This is a genomic window from Flavobacterium kochi, assembly GCF_048286715.1.
Lineage (GTDB): Bacteria > Bacteroidota > Bacteroidia > Flavobacteriales > Flavobacteriaceae > Flavobacterium.
The window spans coordinates 105563-118512 of the sequence record NZ_JBLVPW010000013.1 but is presented as its reverse complement, the minus strand read 5'-3'; the positions used below and the strand labels follow the sequence as shown (position 1 = coordinate 118512).

Below are 12950 nucleotides of genomic sequence, written 5' to 3'. Positions count from 1 at the left end.
AAAAAGATATTTTATTTTTTAGTCGGTATGCGATTTTTCAACTGCTGATATAAAATTAGTCATTTGAAACTAGTCCTCCAATTTTGTCCAAAAAAAAAAGATCCAACTTTCGTTGAATCTTTTTTTAAATATAATAGAATAAATCTTATACTTCTGAGTGTTGTTTTTCGATTAATTTTTTGTCTTCTCTTGAAATCGTATCTACCAATACTGGTGTCGCGATAAACAGCGATGAATACGTTCCGACAATAATACCCACTAACATGGCAAAGATAAATCCTCTTATGGACTCTCCACCAAAAACAAACATAATTAATAATACCCCAATCATTGTCAATGAAGTATTGATTGTTCTGGACATTGTTGAATTAATTGATTTATTTACAATTTCTCCAAAGTTACCTTTAGTTTTTCCGTCTAAGAATTCACGGACCCTGTCAAATACAATAACAGTATCATTCATAGAGTACCCAATAACGGTAAGAATCGCAGCAATAAAATGTTGGTCGATTTCCATACCAAAAGGCATAAATTTATAACACAAAGAGTAAATTCCCAATACGAAAACAACATCATGCGCCACAGCAGCAATCGCTCCTAAACCATATTGCCATTTTCTAAAACTGATAAACAAATATAAAAATACAATTAGCATCGCTCCAAGAACGGCCCAATACGCATTCGTTTTAATATCTTCAGCCACAGTTGGTCCAACCTTTGAAGCTTGTACAACACCAAATTTTTTACCTTCATATGCATTTACAAATTTATCATACGTTAAACCAGTAGAGAAATGCTTTTTCAGATTATCATACAATAACTTATTCACTTCTTCATCTGCCTGAGTTCCGTGCTCTTGTACTTTATACTTGGTAGTAATTTTTAATTGATTGTCATTACCAAATATTTTCACCTCAGCACTTCCTTCAAATACTTTCGACAATTCAGATTTTACTACTTCCGCACTAACTGGTTTTTCGAAACGCACCTGAAAAGTTCTGCCTCCAACGAAATCCACACCCTGATCCAGACCATTTGTAAATAAGGAAACAAAACTAACCACCACCACAATACTTGAGAACAAATACGTCCATTTTTTAACTCCTAAGAAATCGAAATGAAAGTTAGTAAAGAAGTTTTTAGAGAAATTCGTAACAAACGACAAGTCACTTTTACTAGCAATATTTCTGTCTATAAAAATTCTTGCGATAAATATAGAAGTAAACAAAGAGGTAATAATACCGATAAGTAATGTTGTAGCAAAACCTTTGATTGGCCCTGAACCAAAAATAAACAATACGGTACCAATTAAAATATGTGTAACGTTCGCATCTACAATAGAACGCATGGCACCTTTCCAACTATAGGAAGCAATTACTGCTTCACCCAATGTTTTTCCAGCACGCAACTCTTCTTTTGCTCTTTCATAAATAATGATATTCGCATCAACAGCCGTACCCATCGTTAAAACGATACCGGCAATACCAGGCAAGGTCAATACCGCACCTAAACTTGCTAAAATTCCGAATAAGAACAGTAAGTTAACGGCCAATGCAATATTAGCATACCAACCTGCTTTACCATAATAAACGATCATCCAAAGGGATACTAAAAGTAATCCTACAAGGGCAGAAGTTGTTCCATTATCGATCGCTTCCTGACCTAAGGATGGTCCTACTACTTCTGATTGAACAATATCTGCAGCAGCTGGTAATTTACCTGCTCTTAAAACATTTGCTAAATCTTTAGTTTCCGTAACATCAAAAGTTCCTGAAATTTCAGATCTACCTCCAGAAATTGGACCACTGGAAACACCCGGAGCAGAATATACAATATCATCAAGAACAATAGCAATATTGCTTTTTTGTGTATACGCTCTACCAGTTAATTCTTCCCAAGCTTTAGCTCCCTGGTTATTCATTTGCATAGAAACAGCCGGTTTTCCTAATTGATCAAAAGTATCTTTTGCATCAGTCACAACACCACCACCCATTGAAGGCACATTGTCTCTATTCCCTTTTAAAGCATACAATTCAACCGCCTCAATGTCTTTTGCTTTAGCATCTTTAATTGTAGTTGGTTTACCCCATACAAATTTTGCATAACGCTGGTCTCCTGCCAATAAAACTCTAATATCCGCTCTTTTTAAATATCCGTTAACAATGGCAGTATCTTTTGGAGAGAAAAGACCTAAAACCGGTCCACCACCCTGTCCAATAATTTTATCCAATAAAGGATTATTTCCTTTACTTGTAGCTGCTGAATCTTTTCCGTCAGTTAACAACGCGCTCAAAGAATCTTTTGCAACAGTTTTAACAGCAACTTTATTTATTTCAGTTTTTTTCAATGACTCATTTGCTGCCATTAAAAAGTTACCGATTTCTTCAATTTTATACGTTTCCCAGAACTCTAACTGAGCAGTACTTTGTAATAATTTTTTAATCCTGTCTACATCTTTAGCACCAGGAAGTTCCACAAGGATTCTTCCGGATTCTCCCATTTTTTGAATATTCGGTTGTGTTACACCAAATTTATCGATACGTTTTCTTAATACACCGAAAGCACTTTCTACAGATTCATCAACTTTCCTTTTGATTACTTTTTGAACTTGTGCATCGGTCATCTGAAAATCTACTCCACCCTCACCTTGTAAACTTCTGTTTGCAAAAATATCAGGAGAAGCTAACTTTACAGTCCCTTTTGAATTTGCTTCAAAAGCATCAAAAAATTTATCCAAATAGGGTTTATTTCCTTGTAAATCTGCAGTAGCATCAGCCAAAGATTTATTGAAAACCGGATTTTTAGAATTATTAGATAATCCTTTCAATATATCTTTAACAGAGATTTGAAGTATTACATTAATACCTCCTTCTAAGTCAAGACCTTTATTAATTTGCTTATCACTTACTTCATTAAAAGTAAAATCAGTAAATCCAAGATTAAATACTTTTTCTTTACCGATAGAATCTAAGTATTTAACTTCTTTCTCAGGATTCCCACCAGCAAAAGATTTTGCATCGTTTTTTACTTTGCTTGCGACAAAAGTGAAAGAAAGTTGGTAAATACTTACCAATGCAAATAGAATTGCGAAAAATTTAATAAGTCCTTTATTCTGCATTATTACTAAAAATTAATTATTTTTTATTTATTTATTTTGCTTTAAACCTTATAGAATAAGCCCTGCCATCAATTTTTGAATCCAAAAAAGAATATCAGGAATTACATCATTTTTTTAAACCGAGCAAATATATAATTAACGCTAAGATTAACCAATTTATTTATTGATTAATCTCAAAAAAAGACTGCAAAAGTGCAGTCTTCTCTTTTTTATAATTAAAATATTATACCAGAATTTCTTTTAAGGCATCATTCATCTGTCTAACTGCATCCGCACTTTTGGCAAATAAGGCTTTTTCCTGCTCATTTAGTTTAATGTCAAGAATCTCTTCCACCCCATTTTTACCAATAATACAAGGTACACCTATACAGATATCATTTTGACCATATTCCCCTTCAACAAAAACAGAACAAGCAATCATTTTCTTTTGATCATTCAAAATACTATCAACCAAATAAGCAACCGAAGCTCCCGGAGCATACCAAGCGGAAGTTCCTAAAAGCCCTGTAAGTGTAGCTCCGCCTACCATGGTATCAGCAGCCACTTTTTGCAATACCTCTTCCGAAAGAAATTCAGTTACCGGAATTCCATTATAAGAAGCCAGACGTGTTAAAGGAATCATAGTCGTATCACCATGTCCTCCTATAACCATTGCCGAAATATCATTAGCAGGTTTATCTAAAGCCAAAGATAAATACGTTCTAAAACGAGAACTATCCAATGCTCCACCCATACCTATAATTCTGTTTTTTGGTAATCCTGTAGATTTCAAAGCCAAATAAGTCATTGTATCCATTGGATTAGAAACTACCACTATAATAGTATCTGGTGAATGTTTCAATACATTTTCAGCAACTGTTTTCACAATTCCTGCATTGATACCGATTAGTTCTTCACGAGTCATCCCTGGTTTTCTTGGAATTCCGGACGTAATTACCACTACATCGCTTCCTGCTGTTTTAGAATAATCGTTAGTAACACCTGACACTTTGGTATTAAAACCAGTATTTGTAGCGCATTGCATAATATCCAAAGCTTTACCTTCCGCAAAACCTTCTCTAATATCCAATAACACTACTTCGCTAGCAATTCCTCTATAAGAAATTACATCTGCACAGGTTGCACCTACATTTCCTGCTCCTACAATGGTAACTTTCATATTTTAAAGTTTATTCGGTTATTTTTTAATTTGGTCAATCTCAGCAAGCATTCCTTTATTCGAAAACAACGATCAAAGCGGGTTTATGCGTCAATATTGGCATAAACTGCATTCTTCTCAATAAATTCTCTACGTGGCGGCACTTCGTCACCCATTAACATGGAGAACACTCTGTCGGCTTCCGCCAAACTGTCAATAGTTACCTGGCGTAAAGTTCTAAATCCCGGATCCATTGTAGTTTCCCATAATTGCTCCGCGTTCATCTCTCCAAGACCTTTATAACGTTGAATTCCTGCACTTCCACCCATTCTTTCATTCGCCTGATCGCGTTGAACGTCATTCCAAGCGTATTCTTTTTTATTTCCTTTTTTAACTAAATATAAAGGGGGTGCTGCAATGTACACATGACCTTCCTCGATTAATTCTTTCATAAATCTAAAGAAGAATGTCAAAATTAAAGTAGAAATATGACTACCATCGACATCGGCATCACACATAATAATTACTTTATGGTAACGTAATTTTTCAATATTCAATGCTTTACTATCTTCGGCAGTTCCAATGGTAACACCAAGAGCAGTAAAAATATTTCGAATCTCTTCGTTTTCAAAAACTTTATGATGCATTGCTTTCTCCACATTCAAAATCTTACCACGCAATGGCAAAATAGCCTGAAACGCACGATCACGACCTTGTTTTGCAGTTCCACCCGCCGAATCTCCCTCGACAAGATATACTTCACATTTTGCAGGATCCTGTTCCGAACAATCAGAAAGTTTCCCTGGCAATCCGCCGCCACCCATTACGGTTTTGCGCTGTACCATTTCACGCGCTTTTTTAGCTGCGTGACGCGCTTGTGCGGCAAGAATCACTTTTTGAACAATGATACGCGCATCATTTGGATTTTCTTCCAAATAATTTTCAATCATTTCACTCACCGCCTGGCTTACCGGAGAAACAACTTCTCTGTTCCCCAGTTTAGTTTTGGTTTGACCTTCAAATTGTGGTTCCGCAACTTTTACCGAAATAATAGCTGTCAATCCTTCACGGAAATCATCTCCTGAAATATCAAATTTCAGTTTATCCAACATGCCCGAAGCATCTGCATATTTCTTTAACGATCTGGTAAGACCGGTTCTAAAACCCTGCAAGTGCGTTCCTCCTTCATGTGTATTGATATTATTCACATAAGAAAAAATATTTTCCGTATAACTGGTGTTATAAATCAATGCCACTTCAACCGGAATTTCTCCCTTTTCATGATCCATCGAAATTACGTGTGCGATGATTGGCTCACGATTCCCATCTAAATAACGGATGTATTCTTTCAAACCTTCATCAGAATGAAATACTTCCGATACAAAATTTCCGTCTTTATCTTTTTCTCTTTTATCTGTAAATGTGATTGTAATCCCCTTATTCAAGTAGGACAATTCACGCATACGAGCGGACAAAGTATCATAAGAAAACTCAATGGTTTGTGTAAAAATAGAAGGGTCAGGATAAAAAGTTACTATAGTACCTCTTTTTGTAGTTACTCCAATTTGTTTAACAGGATATAATGCTTTTCCTTTTTCATATTCCTGTTCGTATATTTTCCCATCACTACTGTGTACTGTGGCTCTCAAATGGTTTGACAATGCATTTACCACCGAAACCCCCACACCGTGAAGTCCTCCGGAGACTTTATAGGAATCTTTATCAAATTTTCCTCCGGCACCAATTTTAGTCATTACAACCTCAAGCGCCGAAACTCCTTCTTTTTTATGAATACCTACCGGAATACCACGTCCGTTATCTTCAACAGAAACAGATCCATCTTCATTTATATCAACTCTTATCGTATCACAATAGCCTCCCATTGCCTCATCGATAGAGTTATCTACCACTTCATAAACTAAATGATGCAGTCCTCGAACACCCACATCTCCAATATACATCGACGGACGCATCCTTACGTGCTCCATTCCCTCTAATGCTTGAATACTATCTGCTGAATAATTGTCCTTCTTGATTTCTTCGCTCATATATTTTATTCTAAAAAAATGTAATTTTTGTCTAACACGCAAATATATAAAAACGCAAATTATATTACCGTTAAAATCACTTTTTAAGCAGTTAAGTTATTAACATTATGTTGAGTTTTTAACATAAAAAAACACCCTCTGAACAGAGAGCGTTCTTATTAAGCTAAATCTACTATTTCTATATGGTAATTCCTGTTTTTGCAAGTTCAGTATCAGACTGAACATGAGCAGCATTGGCTCTTCCGCTCGGATCTTGGTTTTCTTGCCATTTTGGAATCCATTTCCTAACAGTTTGCGCTGCACTAAGCTGCGGATAATATTTATTAAATATTGATCTGTAAAAATAGGCTTCTTTTGTAGTTGGCGCATTGTAAGGGAATTCCGTTGCAGCTCCAGCCAATTGCTGGTCAGTCACCTGCGAAGAGCAATACGCAATCAATTCGTCAATCCAGTTATACCCCACTCCATCAGAAAATTGTTCTTTTTGTCTCCATAAAACCTCCGCTGGAAGATAGGGATTGTCTGGCGTATCGAATGCTTTTCTTAAAATATATTTCTCTTTACCTTCGTATGTTTTAGGCATTTTTTCTTCTGCTTTGATACGAACTGCCATATCAAGAAAAGCTTTGTCTAAAAACGGAACCCTGGCCTCTAATCCATGAGCCATTGTTGATTTATCGGCTCTTAATAAATCGGCAGTAAATAATTTCTGAACTCTTTCAATTGTTTCTTTTTGAAAATCTTCTGTTGACGGCGCATTTCTAAAATACAAATATCCTCCAAAAATCTCATCAGCCCCTTCTCCTGAAAGCACTACTTTTATCCCCATACCAGCAATTGCTTTCGATAAGAAATACATTGGTGTACTCGCTCTTATCGAAGTCACATCATAGGTTTCAAGATGCCAAATCAATTTATCCAATATTTTTATCCCTTCTTCAATTGTAAAGTGAATTTCATGATGTTCCGTACCTAAATACTTCGCCACTTTTCGCGCTGCCGCAGCATCTGGCGCATCGGCATCCAACCCAATAGAAAAAGAATGTAATTTCTTACCGCTTTCAGCTAATAATCTGGAAGCGATTGCCGAAGTCAAAGAAGAATCCAATCCTCCTGAAAGCAATACACCAATTGGCACATCACTCATCAGACGCTTGCGAGTCGCCTCAGTCAAAGTTGTTCTGATCAAATCTAAATCCAGATCCTGATCTGCTTTCGAATAATCTTCATATTTTGGGTGGTAGTATTTTACAAAACCAGTTTTCTGAGTATAATAGTGTCCCGGAGGAAAAGTGGAAAATGTTTTACACTGATCGGCAATAGGCTTCATTTCTGATGAAAAATAAATTCTTCCTCTCTCATCTAAACCATAATAGAGCGGTTTTACCCCCATAGGGTCTCTGCCCGCAATAAAATGATTGCCGTCAACGATAACAAATGCCCAGTCACCATCAAGCATATTACAAAAATCACATCCAAATTCTTCATACAAATGAACAATAACCTCTGAATCTGATTTAGTTCTAAAAGTATGGTCTTTCAAAACACCATCTCTTAAAGCCTGATGATTATATATTTCGCCATTATGAATCATATAGGCCGTTTTTGTGCCTTGTATCGGTTGCTTTCCAGAATGCAAGTCGACAATAGACAAACGCTCATGACTTAAAATAGATCCGTTTTCCGTTATATGCAAATCACTTTCATCGGGACCACGGTGTCCCATTCTTTTAGAAAGCTCCCTTGCCAGCTTTTCATCTTTTCCTTTTCCGATAATGGCTAATATTCCGCACATAACTATAATTTTATTTTCGCTTATTTTGGTAACTCAAAGATGCATTAATAGTTACAAATATAAAACACAAAGCCTTAATTTAATTTAAAATTAAAATCAAAATAACTAATTTACGCATAAAATGTAATTTACAAGTTAAAAAACTAAACTATTACGTTATAAATTGTAAATAAGCACTTTAAACAGAAAGCCCATCACCCTCCTCCTTTTAAAGAAGCATCAAAAACCTTTCTTTTAGCGATTTTACCCTCAACAATTTTCATGATTCCTATTATTTTAGATAATAACTACTTATCTGTTTTTTTTATAATTCTATATTTTCCCATACAGGCCACCTGCTCAACATATAAAAATAAAAACAAAACAAAAAAAAACGCTCTCAAATTGAGAACGTTTCATCTATTTATTAAATCTTAAATTTAATGCTGTTTATCCTTTTACATAAGAATCTTCATGAACGTTAGCCACTGCTCTTCCTGAAGGATCATTCATATTTTTGAATGCTTCATCCCATTCTAAAGCAATCTTTGTGCTACAAGCCACACTTGCTTCTTGCGGAACACATAAAGCTGCAGCATCACTTGGGAAATGCTCATTAAAAATCGAACGATAATAATATTCTTCTTTAGAAGTTGGCGTTTGCAAAGGGAATTTATATTTAGCATTGGCCAATTGATCATCAGAAACCTCTACAGCGACCACTTCTTTTAAGGTATCAATCCAACTGTAGCCAACACCATCACTAAATTGTTCTTTTTGTCTCCAGGCAACACTTTCCGGCAACATATCTTCAAATGCTTTACGAACCACCCATTTCTCCATTTTGTGTTCGCTGTTAATCATTTTATCTTGTGGATTAACTCTCATAGCCACATCCATAAATTCTTTATCCAAAAACGGAACACGTCCCTCAATACCCCATGCCGCTAAACTTTTATTGGCACGCAAACAGTCATACATATGAAGTTTACTCAATTTACGCACAGTCTCTTCATGAAACTCTCTCGCATTTGGTGCTTTGTGAAAATACAGGTATCCTCCAAACAACTCATCAGCTCCCTCACCAGACAATACCATTTTAATACCCATTGATTTAATAACTCTCGCCATTAACCACATTGGTGTCGAGGCTCTGATCGTTGTAACATCATAGGTTTCCAAGTTGTAAATCACATCACGAACAGCATCTAAACCTTCTTGGATAGTGAATTTTATTTCATGGTGAATCGTACCAATATGATCCGCTACGATACGGGCAGCAGCTAAATCTGGTGAACCTTCTAATCCTACAGAAAAAGAGTGCAATTGTGGATACCAGGCATCAGCAACATCTCCTGATTCAATACGTTTTTGAGCATATTTCTTGGCTACAGCCGAAGTAATAGAAGAATCTAAACCTCCTGAAAGTAATACTCCATAAGGCACATCACTCATCAATTGTCTGTGAACAGCTGCTTCCAATGCTTCTTTAATAGCCGCAATACTAGTTACGTTATCTTTTACAGCATCATAATCCGTCCATTCTCTTTTATACCATTGTACAAATTCTCCATCTTTACTAGTCAAATAATGTCCTGGAGGAAACAATTGGATTTTTGTACAATATCCTTCTAATGCCTTCAATTCCGAAGCCACATAAAAAGTACCGTGTTGATCCCAGCCTATGTATAATGGAATAATTCCCATATGGTCACGAGCAACAAAATACTCGTCTTTTTCTACATCATAAATGGCAAATCCAAAAATCCCGTTCATTTCATCTATAAAATGAGGTCCTTTTTCTTTGTAAAGTGCTAAAATAACCTCACAGTCACTTTCCGTTTGAAAGTTGTATTTACCTTCAAATTGTTTACGCAATTCTCTGTGGTTATAAATTTCGCCATTTGCAGCTAAAACAAGTTGTTTATCTTCACTAAATAAAGGCTGTTTCCCCGAAGCCGGATCAACAATTGCCAAACGCTCATGAGATAAAATGGCTTTTTCATTACTAAAAATCCCACTCCAGTCCGGTCCACGGTGACGGATAATTTTAGACATTTCTAATACTTGTGGTCTTAAAACTTCAGCTTTTTGTTTTAAATCAAAGGCGCATACTATTCCGCACATAACTATATTTTTTAATTTGTTTTTTTAATTTGATAAGGCAAAGATGCAATAACAGTTACATTCCTAAAACACAAATAGCCACTTTGGTTTTAAATTTAAACTAAAAATTACATTTTACAATTAAATTGTAATTAAAAAACGGTGAAAACAGTTTTGAAGTTGAAAATAGTAATTTGTCCCCTATCAAAACTGCTTTTATAAAACCTACGGCATCTAAAACAAGCGCAATCAATGCTGTTTTACAGAATGGCTTCTATCAGATACTTTGTGGTATTAATTTCGAAGGCGAACCCAATTGTATTCCCCATTAATTTATTTCCCAAAGGCGACTGGGGTGACAATGCGATAACATTGACACCTTCCACATTGATTTTCGGAAGAGCCACACTCAGGTATAAATAAATTCCGTTAGCTTTTACCAGACTGCCAACAATAATTGTTTCGGCAATCATGGCAGCATCGATTTTGTCTAAAACCTTTTTTTGAGTTAACACTTCTCTAAGTTTTGTGTTGAGTTTCTCCTGCTCAATATGCATCATGGACAAAGCGGTCTCGTGTTTGTCTCCAGCGGAACCTTTGGCGTCGTTCTTCGAGTCTTCCGTAAGCGCAACAATCATGTCTTTAAAAACATCGATTCGATCCTGAACTAATTGTAGATAATGGCTGTGTATTTTTTGTTTGAAAGTCATAATTATTTTACCACAAAGGCACGGAGTTAAAAAGCAATACTGCCCGTTATCTAAATAAAACAACAAACACTTTCGCCATAAATTAATAAGAAATATAGAAATTTAATTCCTCACAAAAGAACAAATAAAAACGTTGTGCCTTAGTGCCTTTGTGGCAAAAAATACTAAAAGTCAAATTTATAGTTCACTCCTAAAATTACTTGAAAACCCTGAACCGGATAATTCAACCATTTTTCGTACGCTTTATTAGTAATATTATTCGCTTTTAGAAAAGTGGTTAATCGGTCGCTGTATTTGAATCCGACATTTGCATTTACATCAAAATAAGAAGGCAAAGTAATTGGACTTAAATCAACTACATTCGAACTGGTATTCCATTGCTGATCTTTTCGTTCCCCTACATAAAACACATTTACACCAGCAAACCATTTTGGTGTAACATTAAAATCGATGCTTGAATTTAATTTTACGGTCGGTAAATTCCAGGCTTCACTTTGAAAATCATTCGTAAAACTATTAAAAGTACCGTTGATTCCAAAACTTACATTTTCTGAAAAATCAGCTTTTAATTCTCCATAGAAACTGAGTGTTCTCATGTCGTCATAAACCACTTGGAAGGAATTTCCAAAAGCATAATTCTGATTCGTCTGGTTTTCATTGTAATCATTACTTTTAAACAAGGCTTTATTTCGTTCATTCACATACGACCCTTTAATATTATAACTTACATTAGTGGTCAATTTCCCTTTTAATCCTGCATAAATATCATACTGTTTATCCGTTGGACCAATGTTTAATGTCGGCGACAGAAACGGATTGTTACTTACAAAATCCTGATATGAGTTTTGTTCCAGATTTCCTTCGGCTCCGGCGTAGAAAATCATCAAATCACCGACCACTTTGTAGGAAGCATTGATTTGTGGATAAACAAAAAACTTATTACTGCTGTTTTCATTATCCAGACTATAAAACAATCCAGCTCCGATATTAAGGGTCCAGTCGTCTTTTTGCATCACAAAACTTGGTGCAATCCCAAAATTGGTAAAACCATATTTTACAGGCAGTACATTAGTGTCCGAATAATTTTTCCTGAAGCTTCCGCCCACGTAATCAACAATTATATTTGTTTTTACTGCACTTTCCATAATATCAAACTGCAGGGTTGGCTTAGCATAAAATCGATTCTCTGAAGATCCGTAAGCATCCGTAAAATGGTTGTATTTTAAGCTGGTTTTACTCAAAATACTTTCATTAAATTCTACTTTCCCTCCTAAGGATATGGTGTTGTAGGTTTGTCGCGAATCTATTCCATCAATAAAATCTGCCCGATCCTTAGATGTCAAAGCACTCCCAAAACCGGCAGGCAATCCGTACCAGTTATACACTTGATTTTGATACCCTAAATCCAGATTCCACGAAACCTCTTTTTGATTCGACCCATACATCAAATCAAGGGCTGTGTCATAAAATCGATCATCCATTAGTACATTTTTAATTCCGCCTTGTGAGGAATGATGGCGAAACATGCCTCCTGCATAATCGGTAGCATTAACATCTTCGTTCACAAACAACTCACCGATCAAGGTTCCGTAATTCCCAACACCAAAAGTTGCATAATTTTTAAATAAATGCTCCTGTTTCTCTTTTTCTACTCCTTCAGCCTTTCCTTTAGACGGCGTAAAAGTCGAGGCTACCGGAAAAGAGAAAATCGTATACTTAATCGTTTCCTTTTTGGTATTCCCTTCCTCTTCAAGAGCAGGCGTTTCCTTTACTTTGAAAGCGTCTGAAATTGTCGGCGTATAAGGTTTCACAACATTTACCGTTTCTGTTCCGATTTGTTCCTTCTTTTGTGCAAACGAAATCTGAAACGCAATAAGCAACAGACTAGTAATTATTTTATTTTGGAAATTGATTTTCATGTTTTTTGTTTTTTCTCAAAAAGAAAGTAAAAAATCAAAAATAAAGCCAACGCCTTTATGCTTTCAATTTAGTACTCCTCCTCTCTTTTTTATTTCTTTATATTCTTATTATATTTCTTATTTTTAACGCTATTCTT

The 12950-nt window shown here is 35.6% G+C and carries 7 protein-coding genes; all 7 read right to left on the bottom strand.

Annotation, left to right across the window (positions count from 1 at the left end):
- Nucleotides 1-145: 145 nt before the first annotated feature.
- Complete coding sequence (gene secDF / locus ACNQGH_RS13010) at nucleotides 146-3118, bottom strand: protein translocase subunit SecDF (RefSeq protein ID WP_417956444.1); 2973 nt, start codon at nucleotides 3116-3118, stop codon at nucleotides 146-148.
- 223 nt (nucleotides 3119-3341) lie between these two features.
- Nucleotides 3342-4277: a malate dehydrogenase gene (gene mdh, locus ACNQGH_RS13005; RefSeq protein ID WP_417956443.1), complete on the bottom strand. Its 936-nt coding sequence runs from the start codon at nucleotides 4275-4277 to the stop codon at nucleotides 3342-3344.
- Between the two features lie 83 nt (nucleotides 4278-4360).
- Nucleotides 4361-6304, bottom strand: a complete 1944-nt coding sequence (gyrB, locus tag ACNQGH_RS13000) for a DNA topoisomerase (ATP-hydrolyzing) subunit B (RefSeq protein ID WP_417956442.1) — start codon at nucleotides 6302-6304, stop codon at nucleotides 4361-4363.
- 178 nt (nucleotides 6305-6482) lie between these two features.
- Nucleotides 6483-8099: an asparagine synthase B gene (asnB, locus tag ACNQGH_RS12995; protein WP_417956441.1), complete on the bottom strand. Its 1617-nt coding sequence runs from the start codon at nucleotides 8097-8099 to the stop codon at nucleotides 6483-6485.
- A 429-nt stretch (nucleotides 8100-8528) separates the two neighbouring features.
- Nucleotides 8529-10205, bottom strand: coding sequence for an asparagine synthase B (asnB, locus tag ACNQGH_RS12990; RefSeq protein WP_417956440.1), 1677 nt, complete (start codon nucleotides 10203-10205; stop codon nucleotides 8529-8531).
- A 239-nt stretch (nucleotides 10206-10444) separates the two neighbouring features.
- Nucleotides 10445-10894: a hypothetical protein gene (locus ACNQGH_RS12985; protein ID WP_417956439.1), complete on the bottom strand. Its 450-nt coding sequence runs from the start codon at nucleotides 10892-10894 to the stop codon at nucleotides 10445-10447.
- 164 nt (nucleotides 10895-11058) lie between these two features.
- Nucleotides 11059-12813, bottom strand: coding sequence for a TonB-dependent receptor (locus tag ACNQGH_RS12980; protein ID WP_417956438.1), 1755 nt, complete (start codon nucleotides 12811-12813; stop codon nucleotides 11059-11061).
- Nucleotides 12814-12950 lie beyond the last annotated feature (137 nt).

What these genes read in the sequence shown, in the direction of transcription:
- secDF (WP_417956444.1), bottom strand. Translation starts at nt 3,118, where the DNA reads ATGCAGAATAAAGGACTTATTAAATTTTTCGCAATTCTATTTGCATTG.
- mdh (WP_417956443.1), bottom strand. Translation starts at nt 4,277, where the DNA reads ATGAAAGTTACCATTGTAGGAGCAGGAAATGTAGGTGCAACCTGTGCA.
- gyrB (WP_417956442.1), bottom strand. Translation starts at nt 6,304, where the DNA reads ATGAGCGAAGAAATCAAGAAGGACAATTATTCAGCAGATAGTATTCAA.
- asnB (WP_417956441.1), bottom strand. Translation starts at nt 8,099, where the DNA reads ATGTGCGGAATATTAGCCATTATCGGAAAAGGAAAAGATGAAAAGCTG.
- asnB (WP_417956440.1), bottom strand. Translation starts at nt 10,205, where the DNA reads ATGTGCGGAATAGTATGCGCCTTTGATTTAAAACAAAAAGCTGAAGTT.
- ACNQGH_RS12985 (WP_417956439.1), bottom strand. Translation starts at nt 10,894, where the DNA reads ATGACTTTCAAACAAAAAATACACAGCCATTATCTACAATTAGTTCAG.
- ACNQGH_RS12980 (WP_417956438.1), bottom strand. Translation starts at nt 12,813, where the DNA reads ATGAAAATCAATTTCCAAAATAAAATAATTACTAGTCTGTTGCTTATT.